The following is a 21,083-nucleotide window of genomic DNA, read 5'->3' on the forward strand; positions in this document are numbered from 1 at the left end:
TGCAACATCGCTGGCCGCCCAGGCTATGGAGAGAGGCCATTTCTTCAACTAGGCGTTTTCATTGAAACTCGCTTGAACAAGCCTGTGGATCGCACATTCCCCCTTCCCCCTGAAAGGATTCCATCCCTCGCGCCATATCGTGAGTAGACGTCAACGCCACTCTACTCACGAGGTGCCCGATGAACCAGCATCGACTCCAGACACATCTTTCAACACTCGATCCCCGCCTGTATCAGATCGCCAGTCTGAGCACGCTGCTCCTGTATGGTGTGATCTGGCTGCGCTTCGATGTATCCCTCTTCCAAATCGCGATCACGATCGGCGCTGCACTGCTCACACAATATGCAGGCACACGCTACGTCAACCTATCGACATTCGACCCCAAGAGCCCGCTGATTTCCTCCCTCTCACTCTGCCTGCTCCTCCGCACGGATCATCTCGAAGTCGCCGCGCTGGCCGCCGTCGTTGCTATCGGCAGTAAGTTCGTCATCCGTGGGAAAGACAAGCATGTCTTCAATCCGACCAATCTGGCGTTGGTCGTCATGCTTGCCGGCGGGCTCGGCTGGATTTCATCGGGGCAATGGGGACAGGTCGCCTGGTTCGGCTTTCTCATCGCGTGCCTCGGTTCACTCGTGGTCACCCGCGCCGCGCGGGCGGATGTGACCCTCGCCTTTCTTTCCTTCTATGTCGGCCTGTTATTTGCGCGGGCCATCTGGCTGGGCGATCCGCTCACGATTCCGCTGCATCAGCTCGAAAGCGGCGCGCTGCTCATCTTTGCCTTCTTCATGATCTCTGATCCAAAAACGACGCCGGATTCCAGAACCGGACGGATCATCTACGCCCTGCTCGTCACGCTGACGGCTCTCTATGTGCAGTTCGGGTTATTTCGTCCCAACGCCTCCCTCTGGGGATTAATCGCCTGCGCGCCGCTCGTGCCATTGATTGACCGGCTACTTCCCGCGGTCCGCTACGACTGGTCCCGGCCCACAACCGGAGAGTCGCCTGAGCCTCTGGCTCCCATCCTATCGCTTCACCCACAAAGGAGGTTTTCATGAGACGCATCATTATTCCCATACTCACCCTGCTCATCGGCCTGTTCGCCTGGAACGGCGAGGCCTCGGCCTTCTGCGGCTTCTACGTCGGCAAGGCCGATACCAAGTTGTTCAACAAGGCGTCAGAAGTCGCCATCGCGCGCCACAACAACAAGACCGTTATCACCATGGCCAACGACTTTAAGGGCGACGCGAAGGAGTTTGCGATGGTGGTCCCGGTGCCGACCGTCTTGGAGAAGGAACAAATCCACGTCGGCGATCCGGCCCTGCTGAAGCATCTGGCCGACTATTCGGCCCCCCGTCTGGTGGAATACTTCGATGAGAATCCCTGCCGACGCGATGACATGATGCAAGACCGGATGGGCGCCATGAAGAGCATGGCCCCGGCCGCCGCCGAAGCCACACGCAAACGCGATCAGGTTCTGGGCGTGACGGTGGAGGCGCAGTACCTCGTGGGCGAGTACGACATCCTCATTCTTTCGGCGAAGGAAAGCGCCGGACTGGAAACCTGGCTGACGGAGAACGGCTACAAGATTCCCAGCGGAGCGTCAGCCGTGCTCCACAGCTATCTGAAACAGAATCTGAAGTTCTTTGTCGCCAAGGTCAATCTCGGCGAACAGGCCAAGCTCGGCCTCACACACTTGCGGCCGCTCCAGATCGCCTTTGAATCGCCGAAGTTCATGCTGCCGATCCGCCTCGGCACGGTGAACGCCGACGGCGCGCAGGAACTGTTCATCTATTTCCTGACCAAGCAGGGCCGCGTGGAAACGACGAACTATCGGACCGTCCGATTGCCGGAAGCGCAGGAGATCCCGCTCTATGTGAAGGATACATTCGGAGACTTCTATCGCGATCTCTTCACCCAACAAGTGAAGCGTGAGAGTGACCGGGGCGTGTTTCTAGAGTATGCCTGGGACATGAATTGGTGCGACCCCTGCGCGGCGAATCCTCTCTCAGCCGATGAACTGCGCGGGCTGGGTGTGTTCTGGCAGGAGAATGTCGGACGGGCAGGCAAAGGCTTCATGGGGCAAGCCCCCAACGTGTTCCTGACCCGCCTGCACGTTCGCTATGACGCGGCGCACTTCCCTGAAGATCTGACGTTCCAGGAAACCCCGGACCGGTCGAACTTCCAGGCACGCTACATCCTCCGTCATCCCTGGAGCGGCGCGGACGAATGCACGGCTGCGACCGCCTATCGTCAACAACTGCGCGAGCGCTATGAACGGGAAGCGCAAACGCTGGCCACATTGACCGGTTGGAATATCGGCGACATCCGCAAGCAGATGAACCTCGCTGCGGTGCCGACAGTCGAGGGCAAGAAGTGGTACCAGCAATTGTGGCCGAACTAGCGCGGGCACCACACGACAACGGCGAGGCCCGGGATCACCAGGCCTCGCCGCGTCTCACCTAACGCCAACCCGAAGGCTGACGCTTCTTGCCCTAGGTTCTGATCGAAAGAGAGAATGACGTCTGGCGCACCGACTGGTACGCAACCACCACGCTGCTCGCAGTCGAGGCAGGAGATGCCGTGGGTTTGTCAGAGGTGGCTTCAGCCGCCTGCTCACGGGTCTCGCGCAACTCGTTCTCCAAATTTTCACGCAATTTCTTGAAGAAGTCCGGCAGGTGCTTCCGGATCTTTTCTGACTCCACCTTCGTCTCTTTCAGTGCATCCAACACTTGCTCGGCCAGCGATTTCGATTGCGAGGCATCCGGCGCCGGGGCGACGAGGCGAATCGTCGAATCCGCGGCCGGAGCCGCCGCGTCGGCAGCGGGCTGGGTGGGCGCCGTAGTACCGGTTGACGATTGCGGGATCGCCGCAGCCGTCGAAGGCGCCACACCCGGGGTAACCGGTGTTGAGGGAGTGCTGGACGTCTGAGTTGAGGCCGGAGCTTGAGCCGGTTGGTTCTCTGGCAACGCCGGCGATCCGGTCACGGATGACGCCACCTGAGCTGCGACGACCGTTACCGATCGCTCGACATTGACGCTGAGATCCAGGCTGGACAAGGATGACAACCCCCCGAACTTGTCAGCGAGCTTGGCCGTCTTGGCAAGGGCCTCATCGTCCTGGCCGCGGAAGTATTTGCTGAAGATGTTGCTCACCTTCCGGAAAAGCTTTTCCAGATCATGCAACTCTTGCTCGTTCAGATCTCCTTCGACCGTCACGCCATATTGCTTCTTTAAAGAGGCCTCGACGCTCGTTGCCTTAACCTGCGCTGTCCCGTTCTCGGTTTGCGCCTGCGCCTGATAGTTCACGGCCCGATACCGAGCCTCAAAATCGGCGGTCAGCGTGATTTTGTCGCCTTCAGCCGTCGTAACGCTCAGCCGCCCGCTCAGATCCGCCGCCGCCGAGACGGCCGACACCTTGGTATCGAGCCGCTGAGGGGCTGGCTGAGAGGTTGAAGGAGCCGCAGCCGAAGCCTGGAAAAATCTGGACGGGTCGAATGGGGTCAGCGCTGAAACTGGCATATATTCTGCTCCCTTTTCCTGTGGCCCTTATCGGATTCCCTCTAGCTAAACTTAAGGGGTGCTGTGATATAGTACCCACCAGATCAGCTGTTCCACTGCCTCAAAATGGAGGAGCCTTCATGCGCATGCCCGTAGTCTCTGTCCGACTTGAGGTCATCTGCCTTGCGCTTGCCCTTTCCACCGGCTGTTCGATCAAAGCCACGCTCAACCAGACTACCGACACGACGTCAAATGTCAGCGGTACCACTTCATCTGCTCACGGCTGGGTGTCAGAAGACGGGCTGTTGAAGCCCGATCACAAGGCACTCGCCCTGATCGCAGCGAGCCGGGAGAATATGGCGCAGAACATCGCGTCCGGATCCGGCGAGTATCTGACCGCCGTCGGAACATTGCTGGGCGTGCCGGAATCCCATCGCACCGACTTCGACGCCGCAGTCCAACACCGTTACGCTCAAGACTGGCCGGACTCCCATGCGGCCCCCGAACAATGGCTCACGCAGCTCCAACTGACCGCTCAACCCTATCGAACATCTCACTAACCCTTGCCGGATTTCGTATGACCACACTACACGCTTCTGCCGCGCCACTCCCATTTCAACGCATCCTCCATCCTTCCGACTTTTCGGAGGACAGCCACACTGGCCTGATCCACGCGGTGAAATTGGCCGTGGCCGCCCGAGGCGAGCTGTCGATCATGCATATCGATCCGGATGTTCCCCGGGCGGACTTCGAAGACTTTCCTCAAGTACGCCCCCTGCTTGAACGCTGGGGACTGCTCCCTCACGGCAGTCCGCGCGAGCAAGTGGCCGACTTGGGAATCGCGATCAAGAAGACCCGCACGGTGGCGAAGCACCGGACCGACGCCATCCTCCAATATCTCGCCAAGCACCCGGCCGATTTGCTGGTGATGGCCACACATCAGTACGAAGGACTCGCCCGCTGGCAACATGAGAGTGTTGCCGAACCGGTTGCCCGCGGCAGTCACATGGCCACGCTGTTCGTCCCCGCCCAGGTCGAAGGATTCGTGGTGAAGAATTCAGGGCAACCGAAGCTCCGCCGGGTACTGGTGCCGGTCAGCGCGGAATACAGCCCGCAACTGGCCATCGACACGACCGCGCAGTTGGCGTCTGCCCTGGGCTGCGACAATCTCACGGTGATCGTCGTCCAAGTAGGAGACGATCACACATTGCACTCGCTCCATTACCCGATCAAGACCGGCTGGCTCTGGCACACCATGGCCTGCCAGGGAAATGTCGTGGAGGTGATTCTCGCCATGGGGAAAGACTTCGACGTCGATCTCATCGTCATGACGACGTCCAAACAACATACCTTGCTGGATCTCATGCGAGGCAGCACGACGGAACGGGTGCTCCGCGGCGCGCGTTGTCCCCTGCTGGCGCTACCGATCTAAGCAGAATCCCCCTCAAGACCATTCCCATCAGAGCCCCACCGCGTACAATTGACAGGCCAGCCTCCGCTCTTCTACATTGCCTCCGTTGATTGTCAGCCACGCCCCTGAAGGAGGTCTCCAATGCCATCATCCCCCACGACACAGCGACGCTGCCGACGATTCTTTGGGGCCGCCATTCTGATGTTAGGCCTCATTCATTCCGGCGGTCCTGCGCTCAGCGCGGAAGCCGAATACCTCCCGATTTGCAATCTCCCCAAATGTCTCAATCCTCAGGTCACGACCAAGTCCGGTATCGGCACCGCCAATGCCACGGCAGAAGCCCGAATCTCCCCGGACGACGCCGCAAAGTGGTGCGCCGCCTACAAGCCGCGCGACAAGTACTGCGCGAAAGAACAAGTTCAATCCGGCTGGATCGGATTTCGGCCGCTGTATCGCGCCAGCGCGGACTGCCTCGCCGGACGCCTGAATGGAATCGATGGCGGGAACTACAGCTACGTCGGCGTGTGGGGAGACGGTCCAGGGAAAGGCCGGCCTCGATTTCGCGCCAAGGGCGATGCCAAAGATTTGCAATGGGAAGGGTCCGGAGCGACGGTCGACCATACGGGAACGTTCTTATCATGGGGTGGCGGGAGCGCCAATCTCGCCACGCAGTGGGATGTGCTGTGCGCCGGAGCCCCGGCGCCGGCCGCGCACTGATCGAGCGCGCGATCTTGCTGGCACGGGGAAAAATCCGTGAGCTACCCGGCCGGTATCCTGCCTGAAACACGTGTCGCGGGCCGGTGAATCACCGGCCCGTCCTTGGCAGTCACGGTCCGGGCAACCACTCCGTCTCTCAACACGATGAAGTTCGAGGGCACCGCGGCGACGCGCGGCCCGGGCAGGATCACGCCGACAAGATTCAAGGGATCGGACGCTGAAAGCTTGATCTCTGATCCCGCCGCAGCGCCCCCCACCGTCTTGCGCATGGCACGTAAGGCTTCGACGGCTTCCGGCAGCGCGAACTGCTCCCCGACAAAACCCGACACAAATCGCCCGCCGCGCAGCTCTCCTTGCAGTTCTAATTTCCGATACACCACGATCAGATCCCGCCACGACTGCACCAACGATTCCCGCACTAACAGATCCCGGAAGACCACCCCGTACCGGCGCAACAGCTGGCGGGCAACGGCCTCAGCGGCGCTCTGCTGGATGCTGAGCGCTGAGGACAGAGCCGGATCCCTGAGCAACGTCCAGCGTCCCGCAGTATGCCGCGGGCGGCGCGCCCGCCCCTCGGCACGGCGGCGTCGCGGATCCATGAGAGCACGCAGATTGTCGAACCCGTCGGCCGTCACCAGTCCGGCCGCAACGAGTTCCCACAGCCCCGCTTCGACTTCCGCCGACAGATGATTGGTCAGCCGTACCAGATCCGCAAAGAAGCTCGCGCCTCGCTCGTGCAATGTACGCCGCAGATCCTGGGCCACCGCACTCAACTGACCATAGGGGTCAGGGCCGGCCTGCGCCGCACCCTCTGCGAATGCCGCCATCAACCACTCTCCATCCTCACGCGGAAACACACTGATCGGTGCGACGCTAGTGGGTACAATGCGCCGAGCTTTATCAGATTCACCGGCGGATGCCAGGCGCGGATGCGGGGAGAGTCGCCCCCAACTGACCGCACCGCTGAGGCAGAGACGGTCCAACAGCTCCGGCTCATACTTCGCCAGACGCACGCGCAAGAGCTGCGGCTCCCAGGCTGACGCCGCCGCTTCGAACCCGGCCAGTTGAGTGATGATCTGCGTGAGGCCGGCCTCCCCATGCTGCCGAGAGCCCGGCGTCACATGCTGCCACTGAAGCAGAAAGCGCATGAACTCAGTGGCGGTCACCGGCTCGATGTCCTTGCGCAACCGGCCGATCGTCAATCGATGGATCCGCGCCAGGAGCCGGCGATGACACCATTCGGATGCGGAGATGCCGGAGAGTGCTGAATCCTGGGTACTGAGTCCTGAGTGCGATCTGAATTGCCCACGGAGGACTTGGCCCTGCGATTCCAATTTCAGCATCGCCGCCATGACGCCATCGGCGGGCAGATGCAGCCGATCGGCCAGCTGCAACACCGTCGTCGGCCCAATACTCTCCATCCACCCCTGCACCACCGTCACCAGAACCTCTTCATCACCAGCCGCAAACAATCGTTCAACCCGCTCACGGTTCTCCGCTGCCACCCAGCCACGCACGGCTCCCGCCTCACCCCTCGCCGACAACTCCACGATCCGCCCTTCTTCGATGAGGCGCGGAAGAAACACGACCCAAGACGCTCCTTCTTTGACCGGCACCCAGACCAGCGTCAGCAGCGCATCGTGGAGTTCATCGGCATCCCGGACCACCGGCCACGCCTCCCGCTCGACGTCTGCAATCGCCGCCGGGTCGAGTGCGCCGACCTGCCCGAGCATCTCCGGCGGCAAAGTCTGCCGCATCTCCACCGCCCTGGCGCGGCGCTCTTCCAGCGGCGCGTCATCGAGAAAGGCATAGGGGTTGGCGTTCAAAATTTCATAAGAAAAGACCGAGGGCACGGGCGTATCCACCGCGACGCAGCGAATCGTGCCGGCTTCGATGGCCTGCAACACGGTCGTCAGCCCCTCCAGATCCATCGCCTCCGTCAGGCAATCGCGGATGGTTTCGTTCACGAGGGGATGATCCGGAATCTGCCTGGCCGCCCGCTCGCCGGTGAGATTCTCCTGGCAGGCGATCGCATCCGGAAAGACGGCTGCGAGCAAATCTTCTGACTTCATCCGCTGAATCTGCGGAGGCACCTTCTTGCCGTTGGAAAATCTGAGCAGCGCCAGCGAACGCGACGCATTCCACCGCCAACGGGTCGCAAACATCGGTGCGAGCAAGACCGCTTGGATCAGTACCTCACGGACCGTCTTCGAATGGAGATACCCAAAGACGGACTCCAGCGGAAAGCTGTGCTTCTCACCGAGCGAGATCACCAAACCGTTATCTGTCGCCGCGGCCTGCAACTCGAAATCGAACGTGACGCAGAACCGTTTGCGCAGCGCGAGACCCCAGGCTCGGTTGATCCGCCCGCCGAAGGGCGCATGTACAACCAACTGCATCCCGCCGCTCTCGTCAAAGAACCGTTCCGCGACGATCGTGTCCTGCGTCGGCACGGTCCCCAGCACGGCCTTGCCGGTGAGGACGTATTCGATCACCTGCTGCGCACCACGCTGATCCAGCGCACACTCGCTCTTGAGCCACCCGATGGCTGACAGATGACTGACGGCCGGATCAGCAGACAGTGCGCGCTCGGCAATCGCGTGCCGCAACAAAGCCACCTCCGCCGATAATTCAGCCGTCCGCGACGGAGCCTCGCCCCGCCAGAACGGAATGTTGGGCGGCGCACCCTGCGCGTCTTCGACACGGACCTTCCCCGCCTCGATCCCTTTGATCCGCCACGACGTATTGCCCAGCAACATGATGTCGCCGGCGAGACTCTCCACCGCGAAATCCTCGTCGACCGACCCCACCACCGTCCCATCGGGCTCCGCCACCACCGCGTAATTGGCCGTGTCAGGAATCGCGCCGCCGGAGGTGATCGCCGCCAGCCGCGCACCGCGCCGCCCCTTGATCCGCCGATTGATCCGATCATGGAACAGATAGGCCAGGCCCCGCCCCCGCTGGGTAGCGATCCCGTCGGCCAGCATGTGCAAGACGCCATCGAACTCGGCCCGCGAAAGGTCCCGATAGGGATAGGCGCGCCGGCACAAGGCAAAGAGTTCGTCCTCCGTCCAGGTCTGGCTGGCCGAGGCTGCAACAATCTGTTGGGAGAGAATGTCGAGCGGAGCGGGTGGGATCGCGATCTGATCCAGCGTCCCCCGGCGAATCGCGCGCACGAGCGCCGCGCACTCCAGCAGTTCATCCCGCGTCATGGCAAAGATGCGGCCTTTGGGAATCGCCTTGACCCAGTGGCCCGCGCGGCCGATCCGTTGCAGCCCGGCGGCGATGGCGCGCGGCGAACCGATCTGACAGACGAGATCGACCGTGCCGACATCGATCCCCAGTTCCAACGAGGCTGTGGCAATGACCACGCGCGTCTTGCCGGCCTTCAATCGCTCTTCTGCCGACAGACGAATCTGCCGCGACAAACTGCCGTGATGCGCCGCTACCGCGTCAGGGCCCAGATCCTGGAGCCGCTCTTCCAGGTAATGCGACACCCGTTCAGCCAGCCGGCGGGTATTGACGAACACCAGCGTCGACCGGTGCTGCCGCACGAGTTCAGCCACGCGGTCATAGACATCGGACCAGATGGCGTTCGTGGCGACGGCACTCAGCTCATCCTTCGGCACTTCAACGGCCAGATCCAATTCTCGGCGATGCCCGACATCGATGATCGTCGGACGCGGGCGAGCTCCAACCAGAAACTCCGCCACCAGCTCGATCGGCCGTTGCGTGGCCGACAAGCCGATGCGTTGCGACTTCACCAGCGTCAACGCTTCCAGTCGTTCCAGCGACAGGGCCACATGAGCGCCCCGCTTGTTCGGCGCCAGTGCGTGGATTTCATCGACGATGACCGTTCGCACGGTCTGCAACATGCGCCGGCTTTTCTCCGCCGTCAGGAGGATGAACAGCGACTCCGGCGTCGTGACGAGAATATGCGGCGGCCGCTTCAGCATCTGCTGCCGATCCGCCATCGGCGTATCGCCGGTGCGCACCAGCACGCGCAGCTCCGGCATCAGCAAGCCCGCGTGCAATGCCATCTGTCCAATCTCCGCCAGCGGCTTTTGAAGATTCTTCTGAATGTCATTGCTCAAGGCCTTCAGCGGCGAGACGTACAACACCTGCGTGTGATCGTCGAGGTCGCGGGCAAGAGCTTGTTTGAAGAGAGAATCGATGCAGGACAGAAAGGCCGCGAGCGTTTTCCCCGATCCGGTCGGCGCGGCAATGAGCGCGTCTGATCCTGATTGAATCGCCGGCCAGGCCTGCTGCTGCACATCCGTCGGCTGTCCGACCTGCGTCAGGAACCATTCCGCGATGAGGGGATGAAAGGAAGACAGTGGCATGGCGTGAAATCTTACCACGTACCACAAGGCTGCTCCACAAGAGCAGGCGGCCTGCGTAGTCGATCTCTCAACGATGTACAGTCATCACACCAATAGACCGATAGAGATAGCGAACAGATCCGGCTGGCGGCATGAACAACCCTGCCTCAATGGCCCTCACAGATGACGAGGCATATGACCCTACCGACCACAACCTCTGGCAACTCCACTGAACCGCGGACCGCCATGCGCTCGTCAATGCTCCTCCTCCTGACCTTTGGCCTCATCATAGGGCTCATCGCCATGATGGCGACGGGAGGACCGGCCGTATCATGCCCTGAGGAATTGATCGGCACATGGCATACGGTTGCGCAAGGATATGCGGACAGCATGCTGGTGATGACCAAACACGCCGTCATATTCAGTGCAGGGTGGGATCATCTCGATGCTCAAGCGGTGCGTCGGCTAGAAGCCGTCCCCGATGGACATCGCATCCTTTATACACTCGTCTATGGCAACTCTCACAAAGAGGAGCAGACGCTCGTGTTCTTCTACGATTCTCATGACCGGACCATCACCTTCAAAAATCAATCGCATCTCATCTGGACCAGAACCATGGTGGAGTCGTGATCCCCTCCTTCACACGAAGACAGCTGTTCGTGCATCCTATTCAGTATTGGTGCGTCGCCATGACGCTGGTGTATTTCTCGTGCCTCTTGATCGTGCTCTATGGCGTGATCTTCCTCCCGATGGCGCAACCGCTTGATGCTCCCACGGTCTCCTGGGAAGAACGTGCCCAGATCGCGACCCAGATTCTGGAGTTGAACACGCGGGTGTGGCCCTGGCTGCTTGTGACGTTCCTCGGGTTGCTCCTTCACTCGCTGTATTTCATGCACCGCATCGCCGGCCCTCTCTATCGATTTGCCACCCTCTTCCGATCCATCGGAGCCGGACACCTTCACCAACGCGCCAGATTGCGGAAGCACGATTATCTCCATCGGGAAGCGCAGGACTTCAACGCCATGCTCGACTATCTTGAGCAGAATATCGAACGGCTGCATCGGCAGGGACTGCTCGTTACACAAACCTATGAGGGTATCGTCAGGCCGATCCAGCAACAGTCGTCAGCCGAACTCAACGCCGCTCTCCAAACTCTGGGAACGGACATCGCCCGACTTCAGCTTTGTGTCGCCGCATTCAAATCGCAGGAGACTCCGCCATTGCCCTCTCAACTACCCCTCGAGTTTGTGAATCCGATCACCGTGGATCCACCGACTAGGTTGAAGGCGGCGTAACCATGAGTCCACTGCTTCCCGCTTCGAGCAACCCGACGCCGTTCACCCAGACGCCACCAGTTTCTTCACTGGCTCATCCGCCCTCGCGCCATCACCAATCCAAAGCACAGGACCTTCGCGCACAAAAACATCGGCTGACCTTCATGCACCCGCTTCAAGTTCGCATGCTCAGCCTCGTGCTCTCCTATACGACGATGATCGCACTGCTGTTGGCCGTTCCCGTATTCAGACCCTTCATGCAAGCCCTCGACAACCCTGCGCTCTCCTGGCAAGAACGCGCCGCCGTCGCAACCGACCTGCTCAATTTGCACGCCCGATATTGGCCATGGGCCCTTGGGGCTGGATCCCTATTGGTCCTCCACTGCCTGCACTCCCTGCGGATGGTGCATCGCATCGCCGGCCCTCTCGATCGATTCAAGCAGCTCTACCAAGAGATCGGCGAGGGTAACCTGTCCCGCAGAGCGATCCTTCGCCCGCACGACTACCTGACGCCTGAAGCCGACCTCTTGAACCGGATGACGGCACAGCTCCAGGCCAGAGTCAGCGCCACCAAACAGGCACAGACAACTCTGGCACTCGACGTCGAACGGCTTAAAGAAACCGTTGCCCGTGAGCGCAATCCGATTTTCACCACACTCGTTCAACAGACCGAACAGGATCTGGCGAGCCTAAAAGAGTCGCTCGACTGGTTTAAAACACATACAGGATAGGCGAGTGGACTACCGTACACACAAGCTCCGTCAACGCACCGATCAGGCAGCCCGACCAACGGGGCCTGACGCCTGGTGCACCGCCGGCGGCTTCACGCTGATCGAGCTCATGATTGCGGTGGCAATCACCGGCATTCTGGCTTCCCTCGCCGTACCGACCTACACGGACTTTCTCTATAAAGCCAGAATTGCAAGGACCATCGCCGAACTTCACGGCCTAGCTAAAGAGGTGCAGGGGTTTGCTCTTTCGACGGAGCAGTACCCCAACACCTTGGCTCAAATTGGCCGGAGCACATTGCTTGATCCATGGGGACATCCCTATCAGTACTACCGAATCAATTGCGGCTCCGTCACCATTAGCCACTTCCACCAGCCCGATCTTCCAGACCATGGACCTGACAGACAAATTATTCCGGCCACCACCCCTTCCTCTCCCCATGAAGGACTCGTGCTCCTCACGGTCGGAACGACCCACACCCAGGCGTTAGTCCAGCTCGTTGCGAAGGGCGGAAGCGGAAGCAGTGCGAGCGGAGGTGGCAGCAGCGGGAGTGGCGCAAGCGGAGCTGGAAGCGGTGGGCCTGGAGGCGGTGGGGCCGGAGGTGGCGGCGGCCCACCCTGCGGCGGAGTCGGAGGAGCGCGCAAGGATCGCTTTCTGGTTCCGATCAACTCCGATTTCGATATTTACAGCATGGGACGGGATGGACAAACCGTCGCCCCTCTCACCGCGCTGAAGAGTCACGATGACATTATTCGCGCCAGCGATGGCGGATTCTACGGCCTCGCGACCTACTTCTAATTCGTCGGAATCATGAAGACATTGTTCTCCACGTCCCTGCTCCAGAGTCGCATCGCCCGCCGCATGGTGGGGCTCTTCGTACTCTGCGCTCTGGTTCCGACATCGATCCTTGGCTGGGTGTCCTACCGGCAAGTCACCGACCAGTTGATGGCACAATCCTCGATCCGGCTTCAACAGGAAAGCAAGTCTCAGGGGATGGTGCTCTACAATCATCTCCTGACACTCAAGGCGGATCTCGACCGCCTCGCCGGCGGACTGCCGCAGGACGAACCCGTCACAGAGGACTCGATACTCACCGCCTCGGTACAGGAGCTGGGGCCTCGGTTCCGCGAACTCCGCCTGCTGAGACCTGATAGCCCGTCGCACCACCAGCTGAACGAGAAGCAGGTGAGCCATCTCAAGGCAGGAAAAACGCTGCTCCTGTTTCAACCTGCCGCCAACAACCTTCGAGACATTGTTCTGGCTCGCGCCGTCAATCCGGATCGATGGGAGGCAGGGCTCCTCTCGGCCTCGATCAATGAAACTCTGCTCTGGGACATGCAGTCGAGAGACATGCTGCCGGCAGAAACCGACCTGGTCGTTGAAGACCATGACCAACGAATCCTCTACTCAACCTTTCAGGAACGGATCGAGCTTCCGGCTCTCCAACGACAGGACCTGACCACCCCCATGACGGAAGCGTTCGTCTGGCACTCAGGTGAACGCGACTACGTCGCAGGCGCCTGGACGGTGCCCCTGCGATACATCTTTCTTGCAGACCCCTGGATCATTGCACTGAGCCAAACGAGAGCGTCTGCCCTGGCCCCGGTCGATCAGTTCCGGCACACCTTCCTCATGGTCATCGCCTCCGCGTTGAGTGTCGTGGTGCTGCTCAGCCTCTCGCACATTCGCCGAAGCCTGCAGCCGGTGACGCTCCTGCAAGAAGGCACGACGCGCCTCGCCGGCGGGGACTTTACCACGCATGTCACCGTCAACAGCGGAGACGAATTCGAAGACCTGGCCGCGTCCTTCAATCGCATGACTGGCCAATTGAGCCGACAGTTTCATGTGCTGGAAACCCTCTCAGCCATCAGCCACGCCATCCTCTCCAGTCATGAGCCCACCGCGATGACGCGGCTCGTGCAGTCCCGAATCTCCGAAACCGTTGCCTGTGACGCCATCGGGATGGCCTTGATGGAATCCGGCCAGCCCGGACCAACGATGATGTCCGTGCGGCATCTGCACTCCCGATCCAAGAGTGAATTCACCGAGTCGCTCTGTCAGTTTTCACAGACAGAGCTCGACCAGCTCCAGCGACACCCGCACCATGTATTGCTGTCGTCGTCCGCCCCACTACCCGGGTACGTGACAGCGATGGTCCCGCTTCAGCTCGCCAGCTTTGCGGCCTTTCCCATCATCGTGAACCATCTCGTGAGTGGCGCACTGGTGCTGGCCTATCGCTTGGGGAAATCCCCGTCCCCCGATGATATCGCCGCTGCCCGCAGGCTGGCCGACCAAGTGGCGGTGGCCCTCGCCAATAACCGCGCGATCGAAGCGCGCGTGCGCGCACAGATGGAGCTCGTCGGAGCCGTCGAGGCGCAACACGAAGCCGAGGAGCGGGCCACCGTGTTACAAGCCGAGAACCTGTCACTGGAGACGAAAGAAGAACGGCTGCGGCATCAGCAGAGTGCCACGCTGAATCTCGTCAAAGACCGGACGGTCTTTGACGGTTCTCTGGCCGACGCGGCCCGACTGGTCACGACGACGGCAGCCCAGGCCCTCGGAGTAGAACGGACCAGGGTGTGGATCTTTGAAGAAGGCCACCGCCGACTCTACTGCCTTGACAGTTATCAACGGTCCACGGACCGTCATGGGCCGGAACACACACTGTCCCTTTCGCGATATCCTGACTATTTCGAGAAACTCCAGCGCGGGCAGGTCCTCACGGCTCCGCCTGCGAGCCAGGATGCATCTTTTCGCGAGCTGTCGGCCGGGGTGCGCGCGCCGCGTGGCGTCAGCTCACGGATGGACGCCCCGTTTCATACCAGGACCGGCTTAGCCGGAGTGGTGACGGTCGAACATGTGGGACCGCCAAGAGAATGGGCCGTTGACGAACAGCAGTTTGCGCAAGCGCTGGGAAACTTCATGACCCTGGTGCTGGAAGCCGCTCGCCGCCGCGAGGCCGAAGAAGCTCTGGCCATCGCCAAACTCGCAGCCGAAGATGCAACCAAAGCCAAAGCGGAATTCCTCGCCAACATGAGCCATGAGATCCGGACACCGATGAACGGCGTGATCGGCATGACGGAAATACTGGCCCGAACATCCCTCTCCGCTACACAGCGCCACTATGTAGAGACCATTCACAACTCCGGCGACACCTTGCTGGCACTCATCAACGATATTCTCGATTTTTCGAAGATCGAAGCCGGAAAACTGGAAATCCAGCCGGCTCCCCTTGATCTCCGCGACCTGATTGAACGCACGACGGAACAGTTGGCCGAGCGCGCGCAGCGAAAAGGGCTCCAGCTGCTGGCGGAGTATGATCCATCGGCCCCTACCGCCGTCATCGGCGACCCCATTCGCATTCGCCAGATCCTGACGAATCTCCTTGGGAATGCCATCAAGTTCACCCAGCAGGGCGATGTGCGTGTACACCTCACCGTAGACGCGCCGGCGCCACATGAAGCCGGGCCGGCGATCGTTCGCATCGCCGTCACCGACACAGGGACCGGCATCAGCTCCGAAGGCCAGGCGAGGCTCTTCCAATCATTTTCTCAAGTGGATGGGTCCTCGACCAGGGTCCATGGGGGCACTGGCCTGGGACTCAGCATTTGCAAACAGCTCAGCCAATTGATGGGCGGCGCCATTGATGTCCATAGCCAAATGGGACAAGGCAGCACGTTTCGGGTCACGCTTCCCCTGCCGCTACAAACCGAGCCCAGCGCCGCACGCGTGTCTGATCCGGCGCTCGCAGGGGTCCGGATTTGCGCCGCCGTGAGTCACCCTGCTACCCGGCAGCTTCTGACGCAATACCTATCCAGCTGGGGCCTCGCACCACGAACAGCGGATACCGGCGCGGAGTTTCTGGAGCAGGTAATGGATGGACTGGCAACGGAAGGCGGACAAGTCATTGCGCTCATCGATGAAACGTTCGCGGATATGACCGATCTTCAAGTGATGCAGGATCTTCGGTCTGATTCGGCCCTCGCGGATGCCGGCCTGCTTAGGCTCGTGTCCTTTACCCGCCGGGCCGATGTCGAACAAGACCCGGTGTTCGGCGGGATTCCCTTTGTCACCAAACCGCTCCGATACGACGCGCTCCATGCAGCGCTCCTGGAGCTCCTCGGGAGGAACCCGCTGCCAGCCGCGTTATTGCCACCGGCACCGCCCTCAAAGCCCCACCTAGCCGGCACGGTCTTGTTGGGCGAGGACAATCCTATCAATCAAGAGATCGCGACGCTGATGCTCGAAAACCTGGGTTGCTCCGTTACCGTCGCGCAGAACGGCCGAGAGGTGGTCGATTGCGTGAAGACGACTCGCTACGACATCATCTTCATGGATTGTCAGATGCCTGACATGGATGGGTTCGAGGCCACACGCCTTATACGGACTTGGGAAAGCGAACTGGACAGCGGCCCGTCGAGACAACCTATTCCTATCATTGCACTGACAGCCCATGCGACACCCGGAGATCGCGCCCACTGCCTGACATCCGGCATGAGCGACTACTTGTCCAAACCCTTCACCATGGAACAGCTGCAGCAGATGGTGACCGCGTGGCTGGCGCAGAGCACGACTGCTGAGATCCCTGCCCAAATCCAGTCCACGCAGACAGCAGATGTTCCGCCGGCAGATACCGAACAAGCCGCTCCCCCGACCGTCGACCAGGCAGCATGGAACTCAATTACCGCGCTGCAACGCCCCGGCAAGCCGGACATGCTCGCCAAAATCCTCACAATCTATCTGACAGACTCGCAGCAACTCGTCGACCAGGTTCGTCAGGGGGTCGCCGACGGAGAAGCCCAACGTGTCAACGAAGCCGCGCACAGCTTGAAATCACGCAGTGCCGTGCTCGGAGCAGTCTTGCTGTCAGACCTGTGCCAGCAGATCGAAGCAATCAGTCGTCAAGGATCGGTCAAGGGTACCGAGCCGTTGCTCGATCCACTCGAAACCGCCTTTACCCACGCCTGTCAGGTGTTTCAAGCCGAACTCGAAAAGAGAGCGGCATAGCCAGGGCTGCAGATCCAACCCTTTGTCGTTACTACCGCACGGCTGCTCGGCCTGCGTCAGGAACTATTCCGCGATGAGGGGATGAAAGGAAGACAGTGGCATGGCGTGAAATCTTACCACCCCATGCCAGGGGACCCTATTGGATTGGCTCACGCTACGGCCTCCCAGGCGTCGCTATTCCAGAGGGAGTCGTACCTGCGCTGAATGGTGACCCGGCGACCACGGCAAGAACGCCAGTTGAACTGTTGATGGTAAATGCGGATACGTTGCTGGATCCCCCGTTTGCTACATACAGGAACGATCCATTGGGGGAAACCGTCACTCCAGCCGGGCCCGTACCCGCTGAGAAGGGCGACCCAGCGACGGCCGTTAATGCGCCGGTCGTGTTATTGATCGTAAAGGCTGAGACATTGTTGGATCCCTGGTTAGCCACATACACAAAAGACCCGTTCGGTGACACGACCACGCCGGTCGGACTCGTCCCTACAGAGAACGGCGATCCGGCCACTGCGGACAGGGCACCCGTCGATCCGTTAATCGAATAGACCGAAATGTCGTTGGATCCCAGATTTGTCGCGAGCGCGAATAATCCGTTGGGACTTACGGCAACGGCACTTGAATTGGTTCCTGCCGTAAAGGGAGATCCCGCTACCGCCGAGAGGACTCCCGTAGTTGAATTGATCGTATAGGCTGAAACACCCCCTCCTCCATTCGCCACGTAAGCGAATGAACTGTTCGGAGAGACTGCTACTGCGGCCGGATTAGTTCCCGCTGCGAAGGGGGACCCGGCAACCCCGGACAATACCCCGGTTGAACTGTTAATCGAATAGGCCGATACATTGTTGGTCCCTTGGTTTGCGACAAATGCAAAGGCGTTATTCGGAGACACCGTAACAGCACTGGGAGTAGTTCCGGCGGCGAACGGAGATCCGGCGACAGCTGTGAGTGCCCCTGTTGTGCTATTCACTGTAAATCCTGAAAGGGTGTTGGCTCCCGAGTTCGCCACATACACAAACGAGCCATTTGAAGACACCGCAACAGCACTGGGACTTGTCCCGGCTGAAAATGGAGCCCCTGCCACCGCCGTTAATACACCTGTCGTGCTGTTGAACGTGTACGCCGAGACATCGTTGGTCCCTTGATTGGCTACATATGCGATAGCTGAAGCACTCGACCCGCCCAGGGTGAAATTGCCTCCTGGGCCGCCGCCGTCGCTTGGACAGCCGGTGAGAAGAGCGAGTCCCGCCAGCGCAGTCACGATCGACAATGGTTTCTTCATGGTAAATCTCCTTACGCGCCAATGCCTGTTGATTCAATCAACGGCTCTCCCTACCTATAGCACTATGGAACACTAATGCCAATCGACCTGCGCATATTTTCAATGGACTTTGCCGGCTGTGCGCTGTCAGATTGTAGGAAAAATCAGACGGAGTGTTTCATCGTGCAACAGCAACCTCTTGCCCCCCTCGTCATACTCGGCTCAGGCTACACCGCCCGTTTTCTGTGGCCGCTCGTTGCCGATCGTGCACCGAACGTCTTTGCCACCAGCCGTGCACCGGAGCAGCATCTCAGCCATATCCCGACGGCCCAGCGTCTGCGGTTTGATTTGTCCCAGCCGGACACGTGGGCGAATATCCCACGCGAGGCCGATCTCCTCTGGTGCTTTCCCGCAACGCCACTCAATCTTGTCCAGCAATTCGCCGCGTCACTACGCGGCTTGGACCGTCGGATGGTACTCCTCGGCAGCACCTCCGCCTATACCCAGGGAGACGCGCAGGAGTATCCGCCGCCCTGGATCGATGAGACCGCTCCGATCGATCTCCGTCAGCCGCGCGTGCAAGGTGAAGAGTACCTCCGCCAGGAACATGGCGCCGTCGTGCTCCGCGTCGCCGGGATTTATGGGCCAGGGCGGCATCCCCTCGACTGGATCAGAACAGGCCGCGTCGGACCGACACGCAAATACGTCAACCTGATTCAGGTCGAAGACCTCGCGGCCATCTGCCTTGCCGCCGTGGAACGAGGAAACCCCGGCGAGGCCTACAATGTCAGCGACGGGCAGCCCCGCACGTGGAAAGATATCTGCGAGACAATGATGGGTCCTGTAGCTCGAAGCCCCGCTGACACAACCGCACAGACAGAGGCGGGTAAAGAGACGGGAAAGCGAATCGACTCCACTAAACTCCTTCGAGACCTCGAACTGCGCTTGACCCACGCCGATCTCTTCCGCTCGCTTCGCGAGCTCGCATCTCCAGACCGATAAACCCGCCGGCGCGGCGGGGTCGCAGCGGGCGCATTGACCGGTCCGGCGAACGCACACGGTTAGACCGGTAACTTCCTGTTGATTTCTACGATCGTGACGGATTGGTCCTTTGACTCAGCATCTTGCTGAAGCTCCCAGCGACTGAAGACCGTGACTTTCGTCCCGTCGCGGCGCTCATGAACCAGGCGCCCCTCCCAAAACCCTCTTGCCAAGAGTTCTGTTTCAATCTGCTGCAGCGAAACGGGAAAGACGGTATGGAGAAGCTGGTGGGACACCTTCCCCAGTGCACTCCTCTTATCCCATCCGTACAATTCGCTTGCACGATCGCTCCAATAGCGAATCGTCCCGTCCTTATTCCGCACCATCAGGGCACCCTTGGCGATGTCCACGGTGCCGCCGGCCTTCGCCTGTGTCCCGCGCTCATCACGTGCAGGTGGCTCCTGCCCCGCGTCGGTGAGGGCAGCGTGCAGCGTCTCAGCCACTACTCGATGGCCATCGCTGGTCCAATGGGTATCGTCAGGAATAAAGACCAACTGTTTTGTCTTTGCCGCAGCGGACAGTGCGGGCGTAAGGTCGACATATCGGATGTCTGGAGAAATATCTGAGACCAGACGATGGAGCCGTTCCGGCAAATCGTTCAGCACCCACCATTTCAGATCCCCCTGAGCGTTTCCGTCAAAACGGGCAATGTCGTGGTACACCCTGAACTTGGTCGGAGCAAATGCGACCATAAAGCCTGCGCCCTCGCTCCGAGCCAATTCATAGGCCTCTTTGAGAGAATTCGCGGTTGTTTGTAACGCCTTCAATTCCTGTCCTGTCGGCACAATGGATGACGTGTGATCTAGGAAATAGACACGTTCTTCGTGACCATCTCCTCCATCAATCAGACCATAATTCCCTGCGATCCGCTGATTCGGCACACACCCGTGAGTCCATCGCGCAAGTGCCATGAGGCTATTGAGAACGAACGAACGGTCCCAGGCCAAATTCATCGAATTCCACATGCCGTTCAGAACAGACACCCGCTCTTCGTACCTTTGGGCATCTACAAGATCATTGCCTTCGTAAAAGACCCACACGATCCACTTTGCGCGAAGAGTAAGCGCATAGCGCTTCAACACCACCAGTTCCTGCTGAGGGCCGTAGCCGGATTGCCCGAGGTTAGCAACGGTTCCTCCGTACAACTCAGCCAATCGAGTTGTCGCGAGAACCGGACCAGGCATCATCGGAGACTCGATATACGAATCACCGATCACCACGACCGCAGCCTCTGCCAAATCCTGTTCGTTCCGGAAGCCATTCTTGTCATACTTGACGTCGAAGGGTTCGGCCGGCCGGACGGGAAGGCAGATGCTTTCGCCGATGTTGCCCCGGCCGAACACCGTCTTCACGGTTGACCCAGGACGCGGAAGCGATAACAGCTCCCGATCCGGAACATAATTGGGCCGCTCCCACGGAAGAAAGCTGGTGGACACAAAGGTCTTTCTATAGTCGATGAGATTCAGCCAGACAGGAACTTCGGCTAAAAGAAGCGCTGCCACGAGAGACAGAGTCATCAATACGAATTGGCTTCTGATTTCATCCCGAGAGACATGCGAGAGCAGCGCGTAGGCGCCCCATGCGAGGAAGTACGATGTACCCAGAATACTGAACAGATGCCGTGCATCCGGCGCAGCGGTCGATAACCCTGACTTAAATGCAATGACCACCCCTCCAACAAAGAGCGCGGCGGTGATGAAGAGGATGGTTCGTTTGATGCGGGATCTTGAAGTAACAGTCATAGGCGTAACGTGTCGTGTCCTTTCACCCATCGAGCCGGAAGCGGTCAACTCTCCGATGCACCACTCCAGAATGAGTACGATAGCA

General features: G+C 60.1%; 15 protein-coding genes. 11 read left to right on the forward strand and 4 right to left on the reverse strand.

Translation table 11 applies throughout. The features are described from left to right. Window positions 1-179 precede the first annotated feature (179 nt). Both NITLEN_RS01435 and NITLEN_RS01440 read left to right on the forward strand, forming a co-directional pair. A complete protein-coding gene (locus NITLEN_RS01435; RefSeq protein WP_121987800.1) occupies window positions 180-1,055 on the forward strand; it encodes an RnfABCDGE type electron transport complex subunit D in 876 nt (291 codons plus the stop codon). After that, window positions 1,052-2,401 carry a DUF2330 domain-containing protein gene (locus tag NITLEN_RS01440; protein WP_121987801.1) on the forward strand — a complete coding sequence of 450 codons (1,350 nt, stop codon included), beginning with the start codon at window positions 1,052-1,054 and terminating at the stop codon, window positions 2,399-2,401. The genes NITLEN_RS01435 and NITLEN_RS01440 overlap by 4 nt, the downstream gene beginning before the upstream one ends. 91 nt (window positions 2,402-2,492) lie before the next feature. Here the strand turns inward: NITLEN_RS01440 and NITLEN_RS01445 are convergent, their stop codons facing one another. Next, complete coding sequence (locus tag NITLEN_RS01445; RefSeq protein ID WP_121987802.1) at window positions 2,493-3,518, reverse strand: hypothetical protein; 1,026 nt, start codon at window positions 3,516-3,518, stop codon at window positions 2,493-2,495. 119 nt (window positions 3,519-3,637) lie between these two features. Here NITLEN_RS01445 and NITLEN_RS01450 point away from each other — a divergent pair, with 119 nt between their 5' ends. From NITLEN_RS01450 to NITLEN_RS01460, 3 genes are all read left to right on the forward strand, one after another. Continuing rightward, on the forward strand, window positions 3,638-4,057 hold the full coding sequence (locus NITLEN_RS01450) for a DUF3015 family protein (protein WP_181416569.1): 420 nt from the start codon (window positions 3,638-3,640) through the stop codon (window positions 4,055-4,057). A 17-nt stretch (window positions 4,058-4,074) separates the two neighbouring features. Next, entirely contained in the window at window positions 4,075-4,929 is an 855-nt protein-coding gene (locus tag NITLEN_RS01455) for a universal stress protein (RefSeq protein WP_181416570.1), read from the forward strand. Window positions 4,930-5,049: 120 nt separating this feature from the next. Beyond that, entirely contained in the window at window positions 5,050-5,625 is a 576-nt protein-coding gene (locus NITLEN_RS01460; protein WP_121987805.1) for a hypothetical protein, read from the forward strand. Window positions 5,626-5,666: 41 nt separating this feature from the next. Here NITLEN_RS01460 and NITLEN_RS01465 read toward each other — a convergent pair whose 3' ends face one another. Next, the gene (locus tag NITLEN_RS01465; RefSeq protein ID WP_121987806.1) at window positions 5,667-9,968 is read right to left on the reverse strand and encodes a DEAD/DEAH box helicase; all 4,302 of its coding nucleotides are present in this window, start codon (window positions 9,966-9,968) and stop codon (window positions 5,667-5,669) included. A gap of 225 nt (window positions 9,969-10,193) precedes the next feature. On the opposite strand from NITLEN_RS01465, the gene NITLEN_RS01470 reads away from it, so the two are divergent. From NITLEN_RS01470 to NITLEN_RS01495, 5 genes are read left to right on the forward strand one after another with little or no spacing between them, the layout of a single operon-like run. Continuing rightward, window positions 10,194-10,577, forward strand: coding sequence for a hypothetical protein (locus tag NITLEN_RS01470; protein WP_146216060.1), 384 nt, complete (start codon window positions 10,194-10,196; stop codon window positions 10,575-10,577). Window positions 10,578-10,636: 59 nt separating this feature from the next. After that, window positions 10,637-11,242: a HAMP domain-containing protein gene (locus NITLEN_RS01475; RefSeq protein ID WP_181416571.1), complete on the forward strand. Its 606-nt coding sequence runs from the start codon at window positions 10,637-10,639 to the stop codon at window positions 11,240-11,242. Window positions 11,243-11,244: 2 nt separating this feature from the next. After that, window positions 11,245-11,952 (forward strand): methyl-accepting chemotaxis protein, encoded by a 708-nt coding sequence (locus tag NITLEN_RS01480; RefSeq protein ID WP_121987809.1) that lies wholly within the window; start codon window positions 11,245-11,247, stop codon window positions 11,950-11,952. Window positions 11,953-11,956: 4 nt separating this feature from the next. Further along, a complete protein-coding gene (locus NITLEN_RS18515; RefSeq protein WP_281267740.1) occupies window positions 11,957-12,748 on the forward strand; it encodes a type IV pilin protein in 792 nt (263 codons plus the stop codon). Between the two features lie 12 nt (window positions 12,749-12,760). Beyond that, window positions 12,761-16,957 carry a response regulator gene (locus NITLEN_RS01495; protein WP_121987810.1) on the forward strand — a complete coding sequence of 1,399 codons (4,197 nt, stop codon included), beginning with the start codon at window positions 12,761-12,763 and terminating at the stop codon, window positions 16,955-16,957. Window positions 16,958-17,111: 154 nt separating this feature from the next. Here the strand turns inward: NITLEN_RS01495 and NITLEN_RS01500 are convergent, their stop codons facing one another. Then, window positions 17,112-18,236 (reverse strand): lactonase family protein, encoded by a 1,125-nt coding sequence (locus NITLEN_RS01500; protein ID WP_121987811.1) that lies wholly within the window; start codon window positions 18,234-18,236, stop codon window positions 17,112-17,114. Window positions 18,237-18,398: 162 nt separating this feature from the next. Between NITLEN_RS01500 and NITLEN_RS01505 the strand changes: the two genes are divergently transcribed. Further along, a complete protein-coding gene (locus NITLEN_RS01505) occupies window positions 18,399-19,217 on the forward strand; it encodes a Rossmann-fold NAD(P)-binding domain-containing protein (RefSeq protein WP_146216062.1) in 819 nt (272 codons plus the stop codon). Window positions 19,218-19,276: 59 nt separating this feature from the next. On the opposite strand, the gene NITLEN_RS01510 is transcribed toward NITLEN_RS01505, so the two are convergent. Next, the gene (locus tag NITLEN_RS01510) at window positions 19,277-20,998 is read right to left on the reverse strand and encodes an alginate O-acetyltransferase AlgX-related protein (protein ID WP_181416572.1); all 1,722 of its coding nucleotides are present in this window, start codon (window positions 20,996-20,998) and stop codon (window positions 19,277-19,279) included. Between the last annotated feature and the right edge of the window lie 85 nt (window positions 20,999-21,083).

The sequence above is a fragment of the Nitrospira lenta genome, assembly GCF_900403705.1.
GTDB classification, from domain to species: domain Bacteria; phylum Nitrospirota; class Nitrospiria; order Nitrospirales; family Nitrospiraceae; genus Nitrospira_D; species Nitrospira_D lenta.

Coding starts and splice junctions, on each gene's coding strand:
- NITLEN_RS01510 (WP_181416572.1), bottom strand. CDS start 20,998: ATGACTGTTACTTCAAGATCCCGCATCAAACGAACCATCCTCTTCATC.
- NITLEN_RS01460 (WP_121987805.1), top strand. CDS start 5,050: ATGCCATCATCCCCCACGACACAGCGACGCTGCCGACGATTCTTTGGG.
- NITLEN_RS01470 (WP_146216060.1), top strand. CDS start 10,194: ATGCGCTCGTCAATGCTCCTCCTCCTGACCTTTGGCCTCATCATAGGG.
- NITLEN_RS01440 (WP_121987801.1), top strand. CDS start 1,052: ATGAGACGCATCATTATTCCCATACTCACCCTGCTCATCGGCCTGTTC.
- NITLEN_RS01475 (WP_181416571.1), top strand. CDS start 10,637: ATGACGCTGGTGTATTTCTCGTGCCTCTTGATCGTGCTCTATGGCGTG.
- NITLEN_RS01480 (WP_121987809.1), top strand. CDS start 11,245: ATGAGTCCACTGCTTCCCGCTTCGAGCAACCCGACGCCGTTCACCCAG.
- NITLEN_RS01445 (WP_121987802.1), bottom strand. CDS start 3,518: ATGCCAGTTTCAGCGCTGACCCCATTCGACCCGTCCAGATTTTTCCAG.
- NITLEN_RS01500 (WP_121987811.1), bottom strand. CDS start 18,236: ATGAAGAAACCATTGTCGATCGTGACTGCGCTGGCGGGACTCGCTCTT.
- NITLEN_RS01465 (WP_121987806.1), bottom strand. CDS start 9,968: ATGCCACTGTCTTCCTTTCATCCCCTCATCGCGGAATGGTTCCTGACG.
- NITLEN_RS01435 (WP_121987800.1), top strand. CDS start 180: ATGAACCAGCATCGACTCCAGACACATCTTTCAACACTCGATCCCCGC.
- NITLEN_RS01450 (WP_181416569.1), top strand. CDS start 3,638: ATGCGCATGCCCGTAGTCTCTGTCCGACTTGAGGTCATCTGCCTTGCG.
- NITLEN_RS01455 (WP_181416570.1), top strand. CDS start 4,075: ATGACCACACTACACGCTTCTGCCGCGCCACTCCCATTTCAACGCATC.
- NITLEN_RS01495 (WP_121987810.1), top strand. CDS start 12,761: ATGAAGACATTGTTCTCCACGTCCCTGCTCCAGAGTCGCATCGCCCGC.